Origin of the sequence: Jidongwangia harbinensis (genome assembly GCF_020216025.1) — a bacterium.
GTDB classification, from domain to species: domain Bacteria; phylum Actinomycetota; class Actinomycetes; order Mycobacteriales; family Micromonosporaceae; genus Actinoplanes; species Actinoplanes harbinensis.
In genome coordinates, this window is the sequence record NZ_JAIWNC010000039.1 from 71,061 (window position 1) to 93,637 (window position 22,577).

Annotated in this window: 19 protein-coding genes and 1 pseudogene; 16 read left to right on the forward strand and 4 right to left on the reverse strand. The window is 73.4% G+C overall.

Going from position 1 to position 22,577, the window contains the following annotated elements; translation table 11 throughout:
• The first annotated feature begins 2 nt into the window (after positions 1 to 2).
• The 5 genes from LDL48_RS34795 to LDL48_RS34815 are packed head-to-tail and all read left to right on the forward strand — an operon-like array spanning position 3 to position 8,805.
• Positions 3 to 1,391: an aspartate aminotransferase family protein gene (locus tag LDL48_RS34795; protein WP_225259391.1), complete on the forward strand. Its 1,389-nt coding sequence runs from the start codon at positions 3 to 5 to the stop codon at positions 1,389 to 1,391.
• Complete coding sequence (locus LDL48_RS34800) at positions 1,388 to 2,230, forward strand: homoserine O-acetyltransferase/O-succinyltransferase family protein (protein WP_225259392.1); 843 nt, start codon at positions 1,388 to 1,390, stop codon at positions 2,228 to 2,230. The genes LDL48_RS34795 and LDL48_RS34800 overlap by 4 nt, the downstream gene beginning before the upstream one ends.
• Positions 2,227 to 3,459, forward strand: a complete 1,233-nt coding sequence (locus LDL48_RS34805; RefSeq protein WP_225259393.1) for an aspartate kinase — start codon at positions 2,227 to 2,229, stop codon at positions 3,457 to 3,459. The genes LDL48_RS34800 and LDL48_RS34805 overlap by 4 nt, the downstream gene beginning before the upstream one ends.
• The gene (locus LDL48_RS34810; RefSeq protein ID WP_225259394.1) at positions 3,449 to 4,756 is read left to right on the forward strand and encodes an MFS transporter; all 1,308 of its coding nucleotides are present in this window, start codon (positions 3,449 to 3,451) and stop codon (positions 4,754 to 4,756) included. The genes LDL48_RS34805 and LDL48_RS34810 overlap by 11 nt, the downstream gene beginning before the upstream one ends.
• Positions 4,750 to 8,805 carry a non-ribosomal peptide synthetase gene (locus tag LDL48_RS34815; RefSeq protein ID WP_225259395.1) on the forward strand — a complete coding sequence of 1,352 codons (4,056 nt, stop codon included), beginning with the start codon at positions 4,750 to 4,752 and terminating at the stop codon, positions 8,803 to 8,805. Before LDL48_RS34810 ends, LDL48_RS34815 begins: the two co-directional genes overlap by 7 nt.
• Positions 8,806 to 8,851: 46 nt before the next feature.
• On the opposite strand, the gene LDL48_RS34820 is transcribed toward LDL48_RS34815, so the two are convergent.
• Complete coding sequence (locus LDL48_RS34820; protein WP_225259396.1) at positions 8,852 to 9,055, reverse strand: hypothetical protein; 204 nt, start codon at positions 9,053 to 9,055, stop codon at positions 8,852 to 8,854.
• A 250-nt stretch (positions 9,056 to 9,305) separates the two neighbouring features.
• Between LDL48_RS34820 and LDL48_RS34825 the strand changes: the two genes are divergently transcribed.
• On the forward strand, positions 9,306 to 9,533 hold the full coding sequence (locus tag LDL48_RS34825) for a TM2 domain-containing protein (RefSeq protein ID WP_225259397.1): 228 nt from the start codon (positions 9,306 to 9,308) through the stop codon (positions 9,531 to 9,533).
• A 47-nt stretch (positions 9,534 to 9,580) separates the two neighbouring features.
• On the opposite strand, the gene LDL48_RS34830 is transcribed toward LDL48_RS34825, so the two are convergent.
• Complete coding sequence (locus tag LDL48_RS34830; protein ID WP_225259398.1) at positions 9,581 to 10,840, reverse strand: AAA family ATPase; 1,260 nt, start codon at positions 10,838 to 10,840, stop codon at positions 9,581 to 9,583.
• A 54-nt stretch (positions 10,841 to 10,894) separates the two neighbouring features.
• On the opposite strand from LDL48_RS34830, the gene LDL48_RS34835 reads away from it, so the two are divergent.
• The 5 genes from LDL48_RS34835 (at position 10,895) to LDL48_RS34855 (ending at position 14,311) form a co-directional block, all read left to right on the forward strand.
• Positions 10,895 to 11,326: a hypothetical protein gene (locus LDL48_RS34835; RefSeq protein WP_225259399.1), complete on the forward strand. Its 432-nt coding sequence runs from the start codon at positions 10,895 to 10,897 to the stop codon at positions 11,324 to 11,326.
• Positions 11,323 to 12,192 (forward strand): tetratricopeptide repeat protein, encoded by an 870-nt coding sequence (locus LDL48_RS34840; RefSeq protein ID WP_225259400.1) that lies wholly within the window; start codon positions 11,323 to 11,325, stop codon positions 12,190 to 12,192. Before LDL48_RS34835 ends, LDL48_RS34840 begins: the two co-directional genes overlap by 4 nt.
• Complete coding sequence (locus LDL48_RS34845) at positions 12,192 to 13,043, forward strand: DUF72 domain-containing protein (RefSeq protein ID WP_504786433.1); 852 nt, start codon at positions 12,192 to 12,194, stop codon at positions 13,041 to 13,043. Before LDL48_RS34840 ends, LDL48_RS34845 begins: the two co-directional genes overlap by 1 nt.
• A 120-nt stretch (positions 13,044 to 13,163) precedes the next feature.
• On the forward strand, positions 13,164 to 13,934 hold the full coding sequence (locus LDL48_RS34850; RefSeq protein ID WP_225259402.1) for an arsenate reductase/protein-tyrosine-phosphatase family protein: 771 nt from the start codon (positions 13,164 to 13,166) through the stop codon (positions 13,932 to 13,934).
• Positions 13,931 to 14,311 (forward strand): VOC family protein, encoded by a 381-nt coding sequence (locus tag LDL48_RS34855; protein WP_225259403.1) that lies wholly within the window; start codon positions 13,931 to 13,933, stop codon positions 14,309 to 14,311. The genes LDL48_RS34850 and LDL48_RS34855 overlap by 4 nt, the downstream gene beginning before the upstream one ends.
• A 13-nt stretch (positions 14,312 to 14,324) precedes the next feature.
• Here LDL48_RS34855 and LDL48_RS34860 read toward each other — a convergent pair whose 3' ends face one another.
• Positions 14,325 to 14,777: a hypothetical protein gene (locus LDL48_RS34860; protein ID WP_225259404.1), complete on the reverse strand. Its 453-nt coding sequence runs from the start codon at positions 14,775 to 14,777 to the stop codon at positions 14,325 to 14,327.
• Between the two features lie 85 nt (positions 14,778 to 14,862).
• Between LDL48_RS34860 and LDL48_RS34865 the strand changes: the two genes are divergently transcribed.
• The 3 genes from LDL48_RS34865 (at position 14,863) to LDL48_RS34875 (ending at position 19,151) form a co-directional block, all read left to right on the forward strand.
• Positions 14,863 to 15,420 (forward strand): TetR/AcrR family transcriptional regulator, encoded by a 558-nt coding sequence (locus tag LDL48_RS34865; RefSeq protein ID WP_225259405.1) that lies wholly within the window; start codon positions 14,863 to 14,865, stop codon positions 15,418 to 15,420.
• 164 nt (positions 15,421 to 15,584) lie between these two features.
• Complete coding sequence (locus LDL48_RS34870) at positions 15,585 to 18,659, forward strand: AfsR/SARP family transcriptional regulator (protein ID WP_225259406.1); 3,075 nt, start codon at positions 15,585 to 15,587, stop codon at positions 18,657 to 18,659.
• Positions 18,660 to 18,791: 132 nt separating this feature from the next.
• Positions 18,792 to 19,151: a nucleotide pyrophosphohydrolase gene (locus LDL48_RS34875; RefSeq protein ID WP_225259412.1), complete on the forward strand. Its 360-nt coding sequence runs from the start codon at positions 18,792 to 18,794 to the stop codon at positions 19,149 to 19,151.
• 15 nt (positions 19,152 to 19,166) lie between these two features.
• On the opposite strand, the gene LDL48_RS34880 is transcribed toward LDL48_RS34875, so the two are convergent.
• Complete coding sequence (locus tag LDL48_RS34880) at positions 19,167 to 19,907, reverse strand: SAM-dependent methyltransferase (protein ID WP_225259407.1); 741 nt, start codon at positions 19,905 to 19,907, stop codon at positions 19,167 to 19,169.
• 137 nt (positions 19,908 to 20,044) lie between these two features.
• Here LDL48_RS34880 and LDL48_RS34885 point away from each other — a divergent pair, with 137 nt between their 5' ends.
• Positions 20,045 to 21,901 carry a glycosyl hydrolase gene (locus LDL48_RS34885; RefSeq protein ID WP_225259408.1) on the forward strand — a complete coding sequence of 619 codons (1,857 nt, stop codon included), beginning with the start codon at positions 20,045 to 20,047 and terminating at the stop codon, positions 21,899 to 21,901.
• A gap of 399 nt (positions 21,902 to 22,300) precedes the next feature.
• Positions 22,301 to 22,577 (forward strand): annotated as a pseudogene (locus LDL48_RS34890) (glycoside hydrolase family 11 protein); the annotation flags it as partial.

Genomic DNA, 22,577 nt, shown 5'->3' on the forward strand with positions numbered 1-22,577 from the left:
TCATGCCGACCCTGCCCACCGTCGCGGTCGCACCGCACCCGTCCGAAGATCTGTCCGAGCCCGGTCCGCTGGGCGCCGCCCTGCTGGCCCGGCAGGCACACACCGACTCCAACGCCCGCACCTATCCGCGCCGCCTGCCGGTGGCCATCGCCGAGGCGTCCGGCTCGTACGTGACCGACGTGGACGGCCGCCGCTACATCGACTTCCTCAGCGGCGCCGGGGTGCTGGCGCTCGGGCACAACCATCCGGACCTGCTCGCCGCCGTCCGGGAGCAGCTCTCCACGTTCGTGCACGGCCTGGACTTCCCGACCCCGGTGCGGGCCGAGTTCACCCGGCGCCAGCTCGGCATGTTGCCGGCCCGCCTGCGCGACGACATGAAGATGCACTTCAGCGGCCCGACCGGCGCGGACGCCGTGGAGGCGGCGATCAAGCTGTGCAAGAAGGCGACCGGGCGCGGCACCGTGGTGGCGTTCCAGGGGTCGTACCACGGTTCCACGCACGCGGCCATGTCGCTCACCTCGGAGGCGCAGCCCAAGGAGGGGCTGCAGAACCTGATGCCGGGGGTGCACTTCGCGCCCTACGCCTACTGCCACCGGTGCCCGCTGAGCCTGGCCCCGGCCAGTTGCTCGACCAACTGCGCCGACCTGCTGGTGAACACGTTGCGGGACACGCACGGCGGGGTGCAGCGCCCGGCCGCCATCATCCTGGAACTCGTCCAGGGCGAGGGCGGCTCGATCCCGGCGCCGGTGGAGTTCGTGCACCGGATCGCCACGATGGCCCGGGATCTGGACATCCCGCTGGTGGTCGACGAGGTGCAGACCGGCTGCGGGCGGACCGGCACCTGGTTCGCGTTCGAGCAGTACGGCATCGACCCGGACGTGGTGGTCGCCTCGAAGGGCCTGTCCGGACTCGGCCTGCCGGTCTCGATGATCATGTACCGGCGGCGGCTGGACACCTGGGCGCCGGGCAGTCACATCGGCACGTTCCGCGGCAACAACCTGGCCTTCGCCAGCGCGAACGCGTACCTGGACGTGGTCGAGCGGGACGGCCTGCTGGCGCACGTCCGGGAGCAGGGCGTCTACCTGCTCGCCGCGCTGCGGGCGCTGGGCGCCGGTTCGCCGCTGGTCGGCGACGTCCGGGGCCGCGGCCTGATGCTGGGTGTGGAACTGACCGGGTACGGCCCGGCCGGCGCCGCCGAGGTGGCCACCCGGGTCCAGCGGGCGGCGCTGCGGCGCGGCCTGATCGTCGAGATCGGCGGGCGCGACGACTGCGTGATCCGGCTGCTGCCGCCGCTGAACGTGTCCCGGCACACCGTGGACGAGGCACTGGCCGTGCTCCGCGCGGCGTTCGCCGATGTCGCCGACCAGCTCCGCGCGGGGGTGGCGGCATGACCTCCGCGCTGCTCCACCCGTCGGCCACCGGTCCCGCCGCCGGCGCGGACCCGGCCCCCCGGGTCGGCATCGTGAACCTGATGCCGCACGCCGAACAGTACGAACGCTGGCTGCTGCCGCAGTTCGCGGCGGCGCTGCCGATCGACCCACAGTGGATCCGGGTGGCCGGGCGGCGCTACTCGCTCGACGATCCCGCGCACATCGACCGCACCTACCGCAACTACCACGAGGTGGTCGCGGACGGGCCGCTGGACGGGCTGGTCGTCACCGGCGCGGCGGTCGAGCACCTGCCGTACGACGAGGTCCGTTTCCTGCCCGAGCTGGACGCGATCCTGCGCCGCACGGCCGCCGACCGGACGCCCGTCCTGGGCCTGTGCTGGGGCGCGCTGGCCGTCGCCCACCTGCGGTACGGCCTGCCCAAGGTGGTCCACCCGAACAAGGTCTCCGGCATGTACGAGACCGAGCTGCTGGTGCACGACGGCCCGATCGCGGCCGGGCTGGACGACCGGTTCTGGTCGGCGCACAGCCGCTTCGCCGGGTTCGACGACGCGGCCCTGGACGCCGCCGGCGGAGTCCGCGCGGTGGCCCGGTCGGCCGGGGCCGGCACGGTGATCGCGGAGTCGCTGGACCACAGCGCGGTGCTGCACATCGGTCATCCCGAGTACGCGGGCGACCGGCTGCGCGACGAGTACCGCCGGGACGTGGGCCAGGGCCGGGACGACGTGACCGCACCGGCCAACGTCGACCTGGACCGCCCGGTCAACCTCTGGCGCAGTCACAGCCTGGTCTTCTTCGCGAGCTGGGTGCGGCTCGTGCATGCTCGGGCGGCGGCCCGGTGACCGCGGCCGAACGGGTGGTGTGGAAGTTCGGCGGCACCTCGGTGGGTGATCCGGCCCGGCTGCGCGCCGTCGCCGAACGGCTGGTCGCCGCGCACCGGCAGGGCCGCCAGGTGGTCGCGGTGCTGTCCGCCATGGGTGATGCGACCGACGACCTGGCCCGGCTGGCGCACGATCTGGCGCCGCATCCGCATCCGCGCGAGATGGACGCCCTGCTGTCGGTCGGCGAGGTGGTGTCCTGTGCGCTCGCCGCGATCGCCGTGCAGGCGCTGGGCGAGCGGTCGGTGTCGCTCACCGCGGGCCAGGCCGGCGTGCACACCGACGGCGCGTACGGCAACGCCCGGCTGCACCGGATCGACGCGGACCGGGTCACCGCGGCCCTCGACGCGGGCGCGGTGGTGCTGGTCACCGGCTACCAGGGGGTCTCCGACACCGGCGACGTCACCACGCTGGGCCGGGGCGGCTCGGACGCCTCGGCGGTGGCGCTCGCCGCGGCGCTCGGCCTGTCCCACTGCGACATCTTCACCGACGTGCCCGGGGTGTTCACCGCGGACCCGCGGCTGGTTCCGGCGGCCCGCCGGCTCGACGGCCTCGGGCACGACGAGATGGTGCACCTGGCCGACGCCGGTGCCCAGGTGCTCCAGCCCCGCGCGGTCGAACTCGCCGCCGCGCACGGCATCGACATCCACGTGCGGTCCGCGTTCACCACCGAGCCCGGTACCTGGATCAGGAAGGACCCGTCCATGTTCGAGACGAGCACCGTCACCGGGGTGGCGCACCGCCGCCGCGATCCGGTCTACACGGTCCGCGGGATGACCCCGGCGACCGTGTCCGGCGCGCTCGCCGCCCGCCGCGCGGCCGTCGGGGCGATCATCCGGGACGACGGCCAGGTCCGGTTCACCGTGCCCGGCGCCGAGCCGGCCGACGTGGTGGCCGCGTTCGCGGCGGTCGACGCGGACGTCACCGTCCGGGCCGATCTGGCCAGCGTCAGCGTGGTGTGCCCGGCGGCCGGCGAGCGGGGCGACATCACCACCCGGATGCTCGGCGCGCTGGAACGCGCCGGGATCGAGGTGTACCTGGTCACCAGCACGCCGGGCCGGGTGTCCGGCCACGTCGCGGACGGCCTGGTGGAGCACGCCGCCCGCGCCCTGCACGAGGCGTTCGGCCTGGACGTCCCGGCGGTGTACGCCGACCGGCCCGGCGCCGTGGTGGGGTCCGGCCGTGCCGCCTGAGCCGGCCGGCGCCACCGCGGCGCCGGCCCGCGGGTTGCTGTCCAACCACGACTTCGTCCGGGTGTGGGCCGGCGAGACCGTGTCGCTGTTCGGGTCGCAGATCACCACGCTGGCGCTGCCGCTGGTCGCCATCGTCACCCTGCAGGCGTCGGCGTTCCAGGTCGGACTGCTGAACGTCGCGCACTACGCGCCGTTCGTCGCACTCTCGTTGTTCGCCGGCGTGTGGTTCGACCGGCACCGGCGCCGGACCACGCTGATCGTCAGCAACCTCGGCCGGTCCCTGCTGCTCGCGCTGATCCCGGTGGCCGCCGTGCTGGGCGTTCTCGACCTGGGCCTGCTCTACACGGTCGCCGTGCTGGTCGGCATGCTCACCGTGTTCTTCGACATCGGCGTGCTGTCCTACGTGCCGAACCTGGTCGACCGGGCGCACCTGGCCGAGGCGAACAGTAAGATCTCGGCGAGCTACTCGGTGGCCGGGATCGCCGGTCCCGGCCTGGCCGGCCTGCTGATCGGGGTGCTGAGCGCGCCGGTCGTGCTGGCCCTGGACGCGCTGACGTACCTGTTCTCGGCCGGCGCTCTGGCCACCGTGCGCCGGCCGGAGCCGGAGCCGGCGGCGCCGGCCGAACGGACCTCGGTGCTCGCCTCGATCCGCGAGGGGCTGCGCACCGTGGCCGGGGACCGGGTGCTGCGGCACCTGGCCACCCAGTCGGCCACGTTCAACCTGTTCGAGAACGTCGTGGTCACGGTGTTCCTGCTCTACGCGGTGCGGCGGCTGGGAATCAGCCCGTTCTGGCTCGGCATCGTGTTCAGCGCCGGCTCGGTGGGTGCGCTGCTCGGCGCGCTGGTCGCCAACCAGGCGCGGCTGCGGCTCGGGCTGGGCCGCACGCTGCGGCTCGCCACGCTGCTGGCCTGCCTGTCCCCGCTGCTGTTCCTGCTGCCCCGGGGTGCCGGGCCGGTGTCGCTGGTGGTTCTGGCCGGCGCGCTCGGTGTGCACATGTTCCATCTCGCCGTGTTCAACGTGAACGCGCTGACGCTGCGCCAGTCGGTGACCCCCAACCACCTGCTGGGCCGGATGAACGCCAGCTACCGGCTGCTGCTGTTCGGCACCATGCCGCTCGGCGCGCTGCTCGGCGGCGGGCTCGCCGAGGTCTTCGGGCTGTCCACGGCGCTCGCCGTCGGCGTGGCCGGCCTCGCCACCCCGATCGCCTGGCTCGGTTTCTCGCCGGTGTTCCGGCTTCGCCACATTCCCGACCGGCCGACCGCCGGCTCCCCTGAAATGGAGACCGCACCATGCTGACCGATTCCCAGCGCGCGAAGCTCGCCGCCCGCCTGCGGCAGGGCCGGACCGACCCGGACGCCAACCGGATCCCGCGCCGCCGCGCCGACCTGACCGAGATCCCGCTGTCCTCCGGCCAGGAACAGCTCTGGTTCCTGGATCAGCTGGCCCCGGGCCGCTCGACGTACACCATCGCCGGCGCGGTGACCCTGGCCGGCGCGCTGGACACCGGCGCGCTGCAACGGTCGCTGGACGCGCTGGTGGCCCGGCACGAGTCGTTGCGTACCCGGCTGGTCGGGGTGGCCGGCCGGCCCACCCAGGTGATCGACCCGCCGGCCGGCTGCCCGCTGCCGGTCACCGACCTGACCGCGGTGCCGACCGCCGACCGGGAGGCGCGCTGGCGGGAACTGGCCCGCGAGGAGGCCGAGCGGCCGTTCGCGCTGGACCGCGGACCGCTGCTGCGGGCCCGGCTGCTGCGGGTGGCCGCGGACCGGCACGTGCTGGTCGTCGCGGTGCACCACACCGTCTTCGACGGCTGGTCGTTCGGCGTGCTGCTGCAGGAGCTGTCCAGCTGGTACGCGGCCGAGGTGGCCGACCGGCCCGCCGATCTGCCGCCGCCGGCCGTCCAGTTCGCCGACTACGCGGTCTGGGAACGTGAGCGGCTCCGCGGCGAGGCCCTGGACGAGCTGGTCGGGTACTGGCGCGACAACCTGGCCGGTGCGCCGGTGCTGCAGCTGCCCACCGACCGGCCGCGCCCGCTGGTGCAGACGTACGACGGCGACTCCGCGGGCATCGACCTGGACGCGGACCTGCTGGACGGGCTCAAGGCGCTCGGCCGGCGGGAGGGCAGCACGCTGTTCGTCACGCTGATGACGGCGTTCCAGGTGCTGCTGCACCGCTACACCGGGCAGGACGACATCGTGGTCGGCACGGTCAGCGCGAACCGCACCCGGCCGGAACTGGCCCCGATGATCGGCTACCTGGTGAACACGCTGCCGATCCGCGGGGACCTGTCCGGCGATCCGGGCTTCGCCGAGGCGCTGCAGCGGGTGCGGACCGCGACGCTCGGGGCGTACGCGCACCAGGATCTGTCCTTCGCCCGGATGGTCGACGCGCTCCGGGTGCCGCGCGACCCGAGCCGGTCGCCGATCTTCCAGGTCGGCTTCATGCTGGCCGAGGACCAGCGGCACCACCTGGACACCGGCGGCCTGACCTGGACCAGCGAGGAACTGGCCGGCAGCGCCGCCAAGTTCGACCTGCTGGTGTCCGCGGTGGAGAGCGGCGGCCGGTTGCACGTGGGCGTCTCGTACGCCACCGCCCTGTTCGACGCCGCCACCGTGGGCCGGCTGCTCGGCCACTTCGAGGTGCTGCTCCGCGGCGTGGTGGCCGACCCGCGGCGGCCGCTGTCCCGGCTGCCGCTGATGACCGCCACCGAACTCCGCCAGGAGCTGCTCACCTGGAACGACACCGAGGCCGAGTATCCGGCCTGGTGCCTGCACGAGAAGTTCGAGGCGCAGGTGGCGGCCACCCCGGACGCGGTGGCGGTCGAACTGGACGGCGACCGGGTCACCTACGCCGAGCTGAACGCGCAGGCCAACCGGATCGCCCGGCGCCTGCGGGAACTCGGTGTCGGCCGGGAGACCCTGGTCGGCATCTGCACCCGCCGGTCGGTACGCCGCCTCGCCGGTCTGCTCGGCATCCTCAAGGCGGGCGGCGGTTACGTGCCGCTGGATCCGCAGTATCCGGCGGACCGGCTGGCGTTCATGGTGCAGGACGCGCACCTGCCGGTGGTGATCACCGACGCCGACGGCGAGCCCGCCCTGCCCGCGGTGGACGCCACGCTCGTCTCGCTGGACCGGGACTGGCCGGCTCTGTCCGAACTGGACGGAGGCAACCTCGACCCGGTGGCCGAGCCGGCCGACGCCGCCTACGTGATCTACACCTCGGGATCGACCGGCCGGCCCAAGGGCGTGGTGGTCGAGCACCGGCAGGCGGTCAACTTCGCCACCGCGGAGATCGAGCACTGGCCGCTGGGCGTCGGCGACCGGGTGCTGCAGTTCGCCTCGCTGAACTTTGACGTCTCGGTGCTGGACATGTTCGGCGCCCTGCTGTCCGGAGCCACGCTCGTGCTGGGCAGCACCGAGACGCTGCTGTCGCCGCCCCGGCTCGCCGACCTGATTCGGCGCGAGCGGATCACGTTCATGTGCCTGCCGCCGGCCGTGCTGAACCTGCTCGCCGACGAGGAGTTCCCCAGCCTGCGGGTGGTGATCGCGGGCGGGGAGGCGTTCACGTCCGCTCTGGTGCGCAGCTGGGACCGGCCCGGGCTGCGGTTCATCAACGGGTACGGGCCGACCGAGACCACCGTCGGCGCGACCATGGCCGAGTGCCACGACGACGGGATCGACCCGCCGCCGATCGGGCTGCCGCTGGCCAACTACACCGCGTACGTGCTGGACCGGCACCTCAATCCGGTGCCGGTGGGCGTACCCGGGGAACTGCACCTGGGCGGGGCCGGCGTGACCCGCGGATACCTCAACCGGCCGGAACTCACCGCGCAGAAGTTCATCACCGACCCGTTCAGCGAGAAGCCGGGCGCCCGGCTGTACAAGACCGGTGACGTGGTGCGCCGGCTGCCGGACGGGAACCTGCAGTTCCTCGGCCGCTTCGACGACCAGGTCAAGATCCGTGGACTGCGGGTCGAGCTGGGCGAGATCGAGGCGGTGCTCGCCGACCACCCGGCCGTCGCCCAGGCCGTCGTGGTGGTCGGCACGGACGCCGCCGGGCAGAAACACCTCGTCGGGTACGCCCGGAGCGAACCCGGCGGGCCGGCCGTGACCGTGGCGGACCTGCGCGCGCATCTGTCCGCGCGGCTGCCCGGCTACATGGTGCCGGCCCACCTGATGGTGCTGGCGACGTTCCCGCTCAACGCCAACGGCAAGGTGGACCGAGGCGCCCTGCCGGAACCCGGCGACGCCGACCGCGCGTCGGAGTACGTGGCACCCCGCACCGTGCTGGAGACCGTGGTGGCCGACCTGTACGCCACCCTGCTCGCCATCGACCGGGTCGGCATCGACGACGACTTCTTCGACCTGGGCGGGAACTCGCTGCAGGCCATGCAGCTGATCACCCGGCTGCGGACCGACCTCGCGGTGGACACCGACGTCACGGCGATCTTCCTGGCGCCGACGCCGGCCCGGCTGGCGGTCGCGCTGCGGGACCGGCACGGCCTGGTGGACGCGGACCTGGACGACGTCGACCTCGACGAGGCGGAACCGGCGCAGCCCGCCCGCACCGGGGCCGGCGACGGAAACGGTCCGTTGGTGGCGATGAACGACGGACCGGCGGACCGGCCGCTGTTCCTGGTCCACGCGATCGGTGGCACGGTCTACGGGTACGCGCCGCTGGCCCGCGAACTCGCCGATGCCGTGCGGGTGTACGGCATCCAGGCCGACGGTGCCGCCGCCGACCTGGACGAACTGGTCGACCGGTACGTGGCGGCGGTGCGGTCGGTCGCACCGTCCGGGCCGTACCGGCTGGGCGGCTGGTCGATGGGCGGGCTGATCGCCCTGGAGATGGCCCGCCGCCTCACCGCCGGCGGCGAGGACGTGGCGCTGCTCGCGCTGCTCGACTCGCCGCTGTACCCGGCCGATCTCACCGTGCTGTCCGAGGACGGGCTCGCGGCACAGTTCGTCGCGGACGCCGCCCGCGCCCTCGGGTCCGGCGGCCCGGCCGCGCCGCCGGAGACCGCGACCGTTCCGGAGCGGCTGCGCTGGCTCGCCGGCCGGCTCAGCTCCGACGCCGGGTACGCCGACACCGCGTACGCCGAGATCGAACGCCGGTTCGCGGTGTTCCGCGAGCAGTCCCGGCTGATCGCGGGGTACCGCCCCGCCCCGGTGCTGGCGTCGGCGCTGGTGGTGGGCGCGAGCCAGTCGGACGACCTGCTCGACACCTGGGCCGCGCTGCTCGGCCCGCGGACCCGCCGGTTGCGGGTCGACGGGGACCACTACTCGTTCCTGCAGGCGGCGGGCGCCGGGAAGATCGCCGCGGCGGTACGCGAGCACGTGGGCTGAACGACTCCGGGCGGGCGGGCCCTCCCCGTTGGGCCGGTCCGCCCGGTCAGCCTCCGGGCCGGAGGATCGGTGTGTCCGGGTCCGGTGGCGCTTCCGGCTGCGCGGCGGGGTCGGCTTCCGCGTCGGCGCTCCCGACGGGCCGGTCCACCGGGCCGGCGGACGGCCGGTCCGCACCGGTGTCGCGGGAGCCCACCGGACCGCGTTCGGACTGCGGTTCGTGGTCGAGGTAGTCACCAGGTGTGTCGGTCATGGCGGTCGCCTCCCGGACTCACGTTCCTCTTCTGCGCGAGAATGTCAACCGGTCCCCACCGCCCGGCGCCACATTCGCCCACGTCGACGCTTGTTCGCGGAACACTGGCCCGCCGAGGCAACAACTGATGTCCATTCGGATCACTACCGAACCCGCTGTTTTCCGGTACGTTCTTCGAGCTTGTGACCGCCCGAAAGATCACCTCGACGGCGGGCTCGGGCAGACCACACCGTATTCGAAGGGACCCTTCATGACCATGACCGCCACGACCGGCCAGAAGTCGATGGTCGTCGCCGCGCTGCTGTGCTTCTTCCTCGGCGTGATCGGCGTGCACCGCTTCTACGTCGGCAAGGTCGGCACCGGCATCCTGCAGATCGTCACGCTCGGCGGCTTCTTCGGCATCTGGCCGCTGATCGACCTCATCATGATCCTGGTCGGCAAGTTCACCGACAAGCAGGGCCAGGCGCTCGCGCGCTGACCCGCTCCGCGGCGGGGCGCCCCTCCGGGCGTCCCGCGGCCCGGGACTCAGAGCAGCTTGTTCTTCTTCAGATACTTCGCCAGATCGTTGTAGGCCCCGTCGCCGTTGGCGAACATCGCCACGTTGCGGGCGGTGGTCATCCAGGCCCCGGTGGACGGCTGGATCTCCCGCAGCGCGGCCTCGAAGTCGCGCTGTTCGATCATCCGGATGTGGCCCGTGGTGAGCGAGTCGTGCATGGCGTACTCGGCCGCGGTCTCGCACAGGTGGGCCAGGTCCGCACCGGAGAACCGCTCGGTGGTGGCGGCCAGCCGCTTGAGGTCGATCCCGGCGATCGGCCGGTCCCGCAGGTGCACCTCGAGAATCGCCTGCCGCGCGGCGGCGTCCGGCGGCACCACCAGCACGGTCCGGTCCAGCCGGCCGGGCCGGCGCAGCGCCGGGTCGACGTCCCACGGCGCGTTCGTGGCGGCCAGCACGAACACCCCGTCGTTGACGCCCTCCATGCCGTCCAGCTCGGCCAGCAGTTGGTTGCCGAGCGTCCGCATCGCCGACGACTGCAGCTGACTGCGTTTGTGGCCGAGCGCGTCCACCTCGTCCAGGAACAGCACGCACGGGGCGTTGCGGCGGGCGGTCTGGAAGATCTCGTGCAGGTTCTGCTCGGACTGGCCGATCCACATGTTCAGCACGTCGACCAGCGACACGGTGGCGAACCGGGCGCCCATCTCGCCGGCCACCGCCCGGGCCAGGAACGTCTTGCCGCATCCGGGCGGGCCGTACAGCAGCAGGCCGCCGCGCAGGCTCTTGCCGTACAGCGCGCGCAGTTTGTCGTTGCGCATCGGGGCCAGGAAGGCCATCTCGAGCCGCTTCTTGACGTCCGCCATGCCGCCCACGTCGGCCAGCCGCACCGACGAGGACTCCACGTCGACGATCCGGTCCTGATCGCCGGTGACCGGGTCGGGCTCGTCGTCGGACCGGGCGAACCGCGGCGGCACGGACTCGGCGAACTCCTGCTCGTAGGCCCGCCAGTCCAGGCCGTTCGCCGGCGCCTTCCCCTCGGCCGGCGCGTTCTGCGGGAAATCGGGTTCCGGGGGGCCGGGAGCAGCCGGGGCCGGGGCGCCGAGGGCCCGGCTCATCAGCGCCTGGGTCTCGCCGTGCGCCGGATCGTGCTGCAGTGCGACGGCCAGGTGGGTGACCGCCTCCGCACCCCGGCCGGCCCCGATGAGCAGCTCGGCCAGGTGCCGGCGCAGCGGCAGGTCGTCCGGGCTGGCCTGGACGGCGGCGATCAAGCTGTCGATCAGCGGGTTGCTCATGGAGGGCCATTATGCTGTGCCGGCGCCGCGCATCATCAACAGAACGGGGACCCGATGCAGGACGAGCTGTTCAGCCCGACGATCCGGGAGCAGCCCCCGCCCGGCAAACCGCCCTGGCGGCCCGAGTCGATCCTGTATCCGGCCTTCTTCGGCGGCCCGCTGGCCGCCGCCACGCTGGGCGTCCTCAACGGCCGCCGGCTGGCCCTGCCGCGCCCCCAGCTGCTGGCGATCGCCGCGGCCGGGCTGGTTGCCTTCGGCGCGCGGCTCGCGGTGAGCGCGACCGTGGACAGCGCCTCCGGGGTACGCCTCGCCGGCACCATCGCCGGCGTACTGGTGTGGCTGGTGGTGCTCGCGTTCCAGCGCAAGCCGTTCCGGACCTTCAGCTATCGCGGCGGCGACCCGGCGCGCCTGGTCGGCCCGGGCTTCGCGGCGTTCCTCGGTTGCGGCGCGCTGGAGGCCGTCCTGATCCTGGTCCTGGTCCGATGACCGGTCCGTCGCCGGTCCTCGCCCGGGCCCAGGCGCTGCTGCTGGCCGGCCGCGCCGAGGAGTCCCTGGGCGAACTGGCCACGCTGCCCGCCGCGGAGGCGGTCGGCCTGGTCGCCATCCAGTTGCGGTGCGCCGCGCTGGCTCAGCTGGACCGCTGGCCCGAGGTGGCCGAGGCGGCCCGCGCCGGCCTGGGCGCCGCCGGTCCCGACCCGGACCTGTTGCGCCAGCTCGGCCGGGCGGAGCACGCGCTGGGCCGCTCCGAGGTCGCCGAACGGGCGCTGCTGGACGGGCTGGCGCTGGCGCCCCAGGACGTCGACCTGCTCTGCACGTACGCCGACGTGTGCGCCGCCAACGGCCAGGTGGACAAGGCCGCGCAACTGGTCGCGCGGGCCGCCGCGGTGGCACCGGACGCGCCGGTGGTGTACGCGACCCGGATTCAGGTGGCGTACGCCGGTGGCGACGACCGCACCGCCCAGCGGATCAGTCGCGAGTTCGTCGCCGCGTACCCGGAGAATCCCGCCGCGCATGCGCTGCTGGGCAGCACCAGCGCGGTCCGCGGGCAGGTCGGGCCGGCGTACGCGGGCTTCCGCCAGGCCGCCGCCGCGATGCCGACCGAGCAGGCGTTCGCCGAGTCGGCGATGGATCTGCGGATCGCCCGGCACCCGCTGATGCTGCCGTTGCGGCCGATCCTGCGGTTCGGCGCGCTGAAGACCTGGGCGGTCGCGGTCGCCGCGATCTTCGGGCTGCGCGCGGCCGGCGTGCCCGCGCTGTCCGCCGTGGTGGCGGTGCTGTGGCTGCTGTTCTGCGTCTACTCCTGGGTGGTGCCGCCGCTGGTGCGCCGCTGGCTGCGCCGGAACTGGCGCTGATGCGACTGCACGTCGGGTGTGCGATGTGGACACACAAGGCCTGGGCGGGACGGTTCCTGCCGCATCCGCTGCCGGCAGCCGAGCGCCTGCGGGCGTACGCCGATTGGTGCACCGCGGTCGAGGGCAACACCACGTTCTACGCCACGCCGTCCCGGGACACCGTGGCGTCCTGGGCGCAGCAGACCGATCCCGGCTTCCGGTTCGTGGTCAAGCTGCCCAAGGCGATCACGCATGAACGCCGGCTCGCCGGTGCCGAGGCGGAACTCCGCGCGTTCCTGGCGGCGATGGAACCACTCGGCCCGCGGGCGCACGCGCTCTGGATCCAGTTGCCCGGGTCGTTCGCGCCGGCCGACGTTCCGGTCCTGGCCGGTTTCCTGCGCCGGCTGCCGGCCGACCACCGGTACGCCGTGGAGGTGCGGCACCCCGCGTTCTTCGACGACCCCCACGCGGCCGCGCCGCTGGAGGACGTGCTGTCCGCGGCGGGCGCGGAGTGGGTGCCGTTCGACACCACCGCGTTCTTCCGGAGCCCGCCGACCAGCGACGCGGAACGCGACGCGTGGACGAAGAAGCCGCGGGTGGCGCTCCGCACGGCGGCGCTGACCGACCGGCCGATCGTCCGGTACCTCGGCCGCGACGACACCGCGCGGACGGTCGCCGGCTGGCAGCCGTGGGTGGAGGTGGTCGCCGGGTGGCTGCGTGCGGGCCGCTCGCCGACGATGTTCCTGCACACCCCGGACAACGCGGACGCGCCGCTGCTCGCCCGCCGCTTCCACGACGAGGTTCGCGCCCGGGTACCGGACCTGGAGGCGCTGCCCACGCCGCTCCCGGTGGAGCCGTCGACGCTCTTCTGACCGCACCTCGGACGGTGAATCCGCCGTCGACGTTGACCGTCGTCCCGGTGAGGTACCGCGCCTGCGGACCGGCCAGGAACGCGTTATTCCATCAAACCAATTTGATGTATTGTCGGGGGCGTGTCCCCGTCGACTTCGGCCGCCCCGGCGTTCGTGCGCCTGGCCGGGCATCCGCTGCGCTGGCAGTTGCTGGCCGCCCTCGCCCACAGCGACCTGCGCGTCCGGGAGCTGGTCGCGCACCTCGGCCAGCCGCAGAACCTGCTCTCCTATCACCTGCGGCTGCTCCGGGCCGGCGGCCTGGTCGCCGCGCACCGCAGCAGCTTCGACGGCCGCGACAGCTACTACCGCCTCGATCTGGAGCGCTGCGCCCGGGCCCTGGCCGACACCGGCGCCGCGCTGCACCCGGCCCTCGCCGCACCGGCGCCGGCGATCCACTCCGCCCGGTTCGGCCGCTCCTCGGTGCTGTTCGTGTGCACCGGCAACAGCGCCCGCTCACCGATCGCCGAGGCCCTGCTCCGCCGCTACACCGCCGGCCACGCGCGGGTGGCCAGCGCGGGCAGCCACCCCCGGCCGAGCCTGCACCCGCACGCCGTGCGGGTGCTGCGGGACGACTACGGGCTGGACGTCGCCGACCAGCGGCCCCGGCACCTGGACTCGCTCAGCGGCCGCCGGTTCGACTACGTGATCACCTTGTGCGACAAGGCGCGCGAGGTCCGGCCGGAGTTCGGTGGCCGGTCCCGCCCGCTGCACTGGAGTGTCGCCGACCCGGCCGCGGGCTCCGGCCGGCCCGGTTACGCCGCCTTCGTCCGGACCGCCGCCGACATCGACGCCCGGGTCCGGCACCTGCTGCCCGTCCTTGCCACCACCACATCGAAGGAGGTCGCGCCATGACCGTGCCCGACCAGCTCGCCAGCGTCCGCTACCTGGTCGACGACGTGTCGGCCGCCGTGGACTTCTACACCACGCACCTCGGCTTCCGCCTGAACACCAGCGCCGCCCCGGCCTTCGCCGACGTGGTCCGCGGCCCGCTGCGGCTGCTGCTGTCCGGACCGGCCAGTTCCGGCGCCCGCAGCACCCCCGCCGACGCCGCCGGACCGGGCCACAACCGCATCCACCTGGTCGTCGGCGACCTGGACGCCGAGATCGACCGGCTCCGCGGCGCCGGGCTACCGTTCCGCAGCGAGCCGGTGTCCGGGCCGGGCGGACGCCAGGTGCTGATCGCCGACCCGGCCGGCAACCTGATCGAGCTGTTCCAGCCGGCCGGCTGAGGACGCCGGCCGCTCACCGGTCGGCGCGCATCCGGGCCTCCGCCGTGCGCAGGACACCGGGCACCAGGCTGCGATGGACGGCGGACAGCGGCGGCCAGGCGACGTGTCCGACGCTGTGGTCGTACCGCAGCAGGGTCACAAGGGACACCCGCCGGTCGCCCGTGTGGATCAGCAGGTTGGCGGCCAGGAACCAGGACGCCGCCTCCAGGCGGATCCAGTCGGCCCCGCGTCCGCCGATGCGCCACCCGGCCACCGTGGTCGGTGACCGTCCCGGACTGAGGCGGAGCTGGAGCAGCCCGCGCCAGATCGCCAGCTCCGCGACGCTGGGCACGTCGCCGAACATCGCCCGGGCCCACCGCTCCGGAGTGCCGGCCACCGGCGTGTCCCGGCTGAACTCGTCGGCGTAGTCGGCATCCGGGAACGAGCCCAGGGCACGGACGGACTCCGAGACGTGGCGGGTCGTCATCAGGTGCTCCAATCAGCTATACGCTACCGTACAAATGCAGGTTAGACCTTTTATACGGTGGCGTATAGACGAGGCGGGGGCGATCGTGGCGGCAACGCGCACCACGCGGGAACGGTGGATCGAGGAGGGGCTGCAGGCGCTGGCCGCCGGCGGCCCGGACGCCGTCCGGGTGGAGGTGCTGGCGAAGCGGCTCGGCGTCACCAAGGGCGGGTTCTACGGCTCCTTCGCCGACCGGGACGCGCTGCTCACCGCGATGCTCGACGCCTGGGAACGGGAGAGCACCGACCAGGTGCTCGATCAGGTGGAACGGGAGGGCGGCGACCCGAAGACCAAGATCGCGCGGGCCGGCGCACTCACCTTCTCCAACGACCGCCTGCTGCCGATCGACCTCGCGGTCCGCGACTGGGCCCGGCGTGACGGGACGGTCGCCGAGCGCCTGCGCCGGGTGGACAACCGCCGGATGGCCCTGCTGCGCCAGATGATCGGCACGTTCTGCACCGACCCCGACGAGATCGAGGCGCGCAGCCTGCTCGCGTTCTGTGTGGCGATCGGCGAGCACTTCCTCGCCGCCGACCACGGCGACCGGACCCGGGCCCAGGTGCTCCGCCGCGCCGCCGACCTGCTCCTCGACCGGCCCGCCTAGATTCGGTCCCCACTCACCACACGCCACCGCCCCGGGCACACGCGTGCGGGGTTGCGGCGCGCTCCGCGCCCGGACGCCACCCGTACCGGCCGCGTCTCCACCGGGTGGCCGGTCCACCCACCCACGGATCGACCGGTATCGTTACCCCGACCCGGGGAGGCAGCGTGAAGTTTCTCGTCCTGGGGCCGCTCACAGTGATCAACGGCGATCGCGCAGTCGTCCTGACCGGGCGCCGGCGTACGGTCCTCGGTGTATTGCTGGCCAACGCCGGCCAGCTCGTGCCGATGGACTACCTGGTCGACGCGGTCTGGGACGACACGCCGCCGGCCACCGCCCGGCGGCAGATCCAGAACGACATCTCCGCCCTACGGCGGATGCTGGCCGGCGACACCATCGTCACCGACGGCGCCGGCTACCGGATCCGGCCCGGACCGGGGGAACTGGACGCGCAGGTCTTCGCGGACATGGTGGCCGAGGCGGCCGACCTGGCCCGCCGGGACCAGCCCGCGGCGGCGGCCGGCCGGCTCCGGTCCGCACTGCGGCTGTGGCGCGGGCCGTTCCTGCTGGGGCTGTCCGGCCGGGCGGTGGAGACCGCCGCGGTCCGCCTGGAGGAACAGCGGCTCACCGCCGTCGAGGACTGCCTCGATCTGGAACTGGGCCTGGGTAAGCACCGCGAGCTGGTGGGTGAGCTGGGCGAGCTGGTCGCGGCGCATCCGTTCCGGGAACGCCTGGTCGGTCAGCTCATGCTGGCCCTGCACCGGTCGGGCCGGCAGCCGGAGGCCCTCGCCGCCTACGACCGGCTGCGGACCCACCTCGCCGACGAGCTGGGGCTCGGCCCGGGCACGTCGCTGCGGCAGTTGCACACCGCGATCCTGCGCAACGACCCGGCGGTCGACTCGTGGTCCGAGGCGCCGGTGGTTCCCGAGACGGACGACGCCGGCACCCCGGCGGTGCCCGCGCAGCTGCCGTCGGACGTACCCGGCTTCACCGGCCGGGCCGACCATCTGCGCCGGCTGGACGAGCTGGTGCCGGAACGCGCCGGTGAGGCGCCGAACGCGGTGGTCATCTCCGCCATCGCGGGCATGGCCGGCGTCGGGAAGACCACCCTGGCGGTGCACTGGGGACACCGGTCCCGGGACCGGTTCCCGGACGGCCAGCTGTACGTCAACCTCCGCGGCTTCGCGGTCGACGCACCACCGGTACGGCCGGTGGAGGCGCTCGCGCATCTGCTGCGCTCGCTGGGCGAACCGGCCGAACGCATCCCGTCCGACGTGCAGACCGCGGCCGGCCGGTACCGCTCGCTGCTGGCCGGCCGGCGGATGCTGGTGGTTCTGGACAACGCGGCCAACGCCGACCAGGTCCGCCCGCTGCTGCCGGCCAGTTCCGGCTGCCTGGTGCTGGTCACCAGCCGGGACCGGCTGACCGGGCTGCTGGCCCGCGACGGCGCCGACAGCCTGACCCTGGACGTGCTCCGCCCGGACGAGGCGCACGCCCTGCTGAGCGCGGTGCTCGGGGCGGACCGGGTGGCGGCCGAGCCGGCGGCGACCGCGGAGCTGGCCCGGATCTGTTCCCACCTGCCGCTGGCGTTGCGGGTGGCCGCCGCGAACCTGCTCGGTCACCCGTGGCCGAGCATCGCCGACTACGTCGCCGCGCTGCGCACCGGTGACCGCCTGACCGAACTGGAGATCGACGGCGACGAACAGACCGGGGTACGCCGTGCCTTCGACCTGTCCTGCCGCACGCTGGATCCCGACTCGTTGCGGCTGTTCCGGCTGCTGGGCCTGGTGCCCGGGCCGGACGTCACGGTGGACGCGGCCGCGGCCCTGGCCGGGACCAGCACCGCGCAGGCCCGCCGCCAACTGGACCGGCTGGTCACCGCGCACCTGGTCAACCACGCCACGATGGGCCGGTACACCTGTCACGACCTGCTGCGACACTATGCGGCGGACCGGGCCCGGACGGAGGACACCGCGGCCGACCGGGACGCGGCGCTGCGCCGGCTGTACGACTGGTACCTGCACAGTGCCGACCGCGCGGCCCGCACGCTGTACCGGCACTCCATGCGCCTGCCGATGCCCGCCGTCGACGTGCCGGTCCCGACCGTCATGGCCGACGAGGCGGCCGCGCTCGCCTGGCTGGACCACGAACGCGGCAACCTGATCGCCGCGATCCGGCACGCCGCCGAGCACGGCCCGCGGTCCCGGGCCTGGCTGCTGGCCGACGCGCTGCGCGGCTACTTCTGGCTGGGCATGCACACGGTCGACTGGCAGATCGCCACGCTCGCCGCGCTGGCCGCCGCGGAGGCGGAGGGCGACCTGAGCGCGCAGGCCGCGGCGCAGCTGAGCCTCGGCGATTCACACTTCCGGCAGGGCCGGCCCGAACCGGCCATCGAGCGGTACACGGCCGCGCTGACCTTCGCGGAACAGACCGGCTGGGTGCAGTGCGAGACCGCCGCCATCGCCAACCTGGGCGTGATCCACCGGGACGCGGGCCGGCTGCGGCCCGCCGTCGAATACCTCGACCGGGGCCTGAAACTGTGCCGTGCCAACGGCTGGCACCACGGCGAGGCGGTCACCCTCGACGCGCTGGCCCGCGCCTACCTGCAGTGGGGACGGCTGGCGGACGCCGCCGAGTGCTGCACCACCGCGCTGGCCATCAACCGGCGGATCGGGTCGCTGCTCGGCGAGGCCACGGTGCTCGGCGACCTGGGCGAGGTACGGCACGCCCAGGGCCGCTTCGACGAGGCGGCGGAGCACCTGACCACCTCGCTGCCGCTCTTCCGCGAGCTGGGCGACCGCAGCAACGAGGCGTTCTGCCTGCGGGTGCTGGCCGCGGTACGGTCCGAGCGTGGAGCCGACGACGAGGCCGCGCGGCTCGGCGGCGCCGCCCTGGAACTGGCCTGCGAACTCGGCGAACGCCGGATCGAGGCGGAGGTCCGGAACACGCTCGGCGTCCTCGCCCACCGCGCCGGCCGGCACCGGGAGGCGGCCGGGCACCACCGCGACGCGCTCGATCTGACCCGCAGCACCGGGGACCGGTTCACCGAGGCGGACGCGCTGATCGGCCTCGCCAACGAGGACGGGTGCCTCGGCGACCGGGACCGGGCGCTCCGCCACGCCGAGCAGGCTCTGGCGATCGCCTGCGAGGCCGAGTACCGGCTGCTCGAGGAGCGGAGCAAGGCCGTCATCGACGGTCTCCCGCCGGTCGCCTACGAGACCGGGGACGGCTCGGCGTCGTGAACCGGGAAACCGGCACCGGCCTCGGGGTGCGGACGGTTGCGGTGCACGGCCTGGACGGCTGACCGCGATCTACCATGTCGACGATGCACGCCGTCTCGACCCAGTCAGGTAGGTAGACCGCCGTTGTCCTCCATCACAGAGCTGACCGAGCACGTCCGGGACTTCGCGCGGGAACGTGACTGGGAGCAGTTCCACACGCCGAAGAACCTGGCCATGGCGCTGGCCGGGGAGGTCGGTGAACTCCTGGCCGAGTTCCAGTGGCTCACTCCGGAACAGTCCGCCGCGGTGATGACGGACGCCGACCTCGGACCACGGGTCCGGGCCGAGATCGGCGACGTGACCATCTATCTGGTGCGCCTGGCCGACGTGCTGGGCATCGACCTGGTGCAGGCGGCCGCGGACAAGCTGGCGGACTCCGGCCGCCGGTACACCGTGGAGGCGGCGCACGGCTCGGTGGCGAAGATCGTGGGCGACCGTCCGGCCGGTTCCTAGCCGCTCACCGGCCGGTCACTCCCGGGTGGCGAGTCCACCCCAGAAGGCGTCCGGTACCTGCTCCGGCGGACCGTCCGGCCGCCACCGGGCCACCGGCACGATGCCGTCGGCGGTGGGTGTCCAGCGACCGAGCAGGGCGCCGAACGCGGCCGGCTCGCGCATGTGGAACGCCGGGCCCATCATCGCCAGCGCCTGCGGGTGGCCGGCGAGTTCGGTGCTGTCGAAGTCGAAGGCGAGCATGCTGCCGGCGGGCACCGCGTCGTACATCGCGTCCAGCGCCTTGGCCAGTGCCGGATCGTCAAGGAACGCGGCGAGCCCCAGGAACACCAGCCCGACCGGCCGGACCGCACGCTCCGGCAGGATCCGGTCGAGCGCGGCGCGGTCGATCGACTCCAGGTCGGTGGCGTCGCCGACGACGTAGTCGACGTGCTCCAGCCCGGCCAGCAGTGTGCGGCCGACCGCCGCGACCTGCGGGTCCACATCGGTGTACAGCACCCGCGCACCGGGGGCGGCCTGGTGCACGTTGCCCTGCGCGGGCACCCCGGCGCCGAACACCAGGAACTGGTCGACGCCGCCGGCCGCGAGGTGCCGCACCGCCCGGCCGGAGAAGGCGCGCAGCGAGCGGAAGATGGCGGCACACGGCCCGTACGCCGATTCGAACGCCCGCGCCGCCTGGACGTCCACCGGATGGTGCTGGTCCCCGCCCAGCCAGTAGTCGATCATACGAGCGGTGCTGGGTGACTCTGGTGTCGCCACGGTTTCCTCGCCTGTCGTTCACGCGGTTGTCGGTCCGCACAGTCAACCATCGGTGAACCGCCGCGGGCTGCCGCCCGTTGTTGCCGCAGACCATGCCCACCGTTTCGGGGCGTGGCTTCTGCGAGACGGAGGCGTCCTTGACGACCTGGCAGCAACTGCGCCGGAACCGGGTGGCCCGCGGCATCGCCGTACTGGCGCCGATGGTCGCGGTGATCGCGGCGGGCCTGGCCGCCGTACCCGACGCGGGGGCCAGCCCGGGCGGGGCCGGCAACGACGCCGCCATCGTCGGCGTCGCCGACCGGTGCGTCGACGTGCGGTGGGGGAAGGACGCCGACGGCACGCCGGTGCAGCTCTGGACCTGCAACGGTACGGGCGCGCAGCGCTGGACGTTCGAGGGGCAGCAGGGACCGGTCCGTGCCCTCGGCAAGTGCCTCGCCGTCGCGGACGGGTCCGCCGGGGAGGGCGCGGCCGTGCGGCTGTCCGCCTGCGACGACAGCGACGGGCAACGGTGGTGGGTCACCAACGGACGGCTGATCAACGCCGGCACCGGTAAGTGCCTGGACGCGCACGGCGGTACCGGCAAGGGCACGCCGCTGCAGGTCCGGACGTGTGCGGACCGCCCGGCCCAGGCGTGGATCGCGCCGGCGTCGGTCGCCGGGCTGGCCGCCCCGAAGAAGGGCGTGAGCACCTGGAACTTCCCGCGGGTGGCGGACAGCATCCGGGACGTCCGGGCCGGCTGGTACCACGACTGGTCCGCCAGCAACGCCGATGTTCCGGCGCAGGCCGAGTTCGTACCCACGATCTGGGGACCGGGTTCGGTCACCGACACCGAATTGGAGTCCGCCAAGAAGTCCGGCACCGCTCTGCTCGGCTTCCACGAGCCGGACCGGGCGGACCAGGCCAACCTGACCGTCGAGAAGGCGCTGGAGTTGTGGCCGCGTCTCGAGGCGACGGGTCTGCGGCTGGGCAGTCCGGGGGTCGCCTCCGGTGCCGACACCCCCGGCGGCTGGCTGGACCGCTTTCTGACCGGCGCCCGGAAGAAGAATCTGCGGGTCGACTTCATCACCGTGCACTGGTTCGGCTCGGACTTCGGCGACGCCGCCGCGGGTCATCTGATGAGCTACGTGGAAAAGGTCCACCAGCGGTACGACCTGCCGGTCTGGGTCACCCAGTTCGGGCTGACCGACTTCGCCGGCGAGCCGCGTCTCCCGACCGCGGAGCAGCTCACCGCGTTCCTCACCGCGGCCACCCGGAGTCTGGAGGCGGCGCCGTACGTCGAACGCTACGCGTACGCGGCGCTGCCGGCGATGCAGGAGTCCGAGGCGTACGGCCTGTACCGCAAGGACGCGACGCCGACCGCGGCGGGCAAGGTCTACCGGGACGCGGGTGGATCGCGGCCGGGCGTACCCGGTCCGGTGCCCGCGGCGGGCGATCCGCAGCCGCAGCGGCCGGTCCAGCAACGCCGGCAGGAGGTGCCGCCGCCGAAGGCGGAGGTCCCGCAGCCGAAGGTCGAGGAGCCGCAGCCGAGGGTGGTGGAGCCGGAGCGCCCGAAGGCGCCGGAGGCCGGGGGCGACGCCGGGATGGAGAACCGGATGATCGAGCTGATCAACGTCGAGCGGGCCAAGGCCGGATGCCGGCCGATCGCGCGGAACGAGGCTCTCACCGCGGCGGCTCGCGGACACTCGAGGCTGATGGCGGAACGCAACGAACTGACCCACCAGTTCCCCGGCGAGCCGAACTTCGGTGACCGGTTCACCGCCGCCGGCTACGTCTGGTCGGCCGCCGCCGAGAACGCCACGTCGGGCATCTTCGCCACGCCCGAGATCGCCATGTACGGGCGGCACGACGCGGGCTACGACCTCATCGGCTTCATGGAGAGCCCCGGCCACCGCGCGAACATCGTGAACTGTGGACTCCGGGAGGTCGGGGTGGGCGTGGCCCGCGACGCCGACGGCGGTCCGTGGTGGACCCAGGACTTCGCCAACCCAGGCTGAGGCGGGCCTCTCCGGAAGTTTCGGAGAGGCCCGTTCATACTGCTGGTCGCCCGCCGACGTACCGATGTAATTACCGCGGGTACCGATCCGCCCAATATGACCACTGGCCAGGCCGAATGCCTGTCGTCGCAGGTTACGGGGCCGCGACCATGTTTCCGGAACGTTTCTGAAAGTTGTTGACAAGTCGCGGGCGAGGCCAATATCGTCGCCATCGACGGGGCTCAATGACCGTCGAGTCAGCCACCGCGACCCACTCCTCCGGTCGTGCATGACGACCGGCCACATCACCCCCGCTTGGTGCGAAACCGATGCCGACGGCGCCACCCGGTCGCCGGCAAGCCCTCCGGGTCGTACCGCGCTGCTGGCCCCCGCCAGCTGTCACGAGGAGGAAGCAACTAGATGAACGAAATCCCCACCAAATCGAAGAGGCGCGGCCGCATGCGGCTGCTCCTCGGCGCCTCGTGCGCCGCAGTGTTGGCCGTCGGCGGCACGCTTATCGCCGCCCCCAACGCGCACGCGGAAGCCGACCGCCAGCTCTCCTCGAACGCCACCGGTACCCACAACGGGTTCTACTTCTCGTTCTGGAAGGACAGCGGCGACGCCAGCATGACGCTGCGCGAGAACGGCCGCTACACCAGCCAGTGGAGCAGGAGCACCAACAACTGGGTCGGCGGCA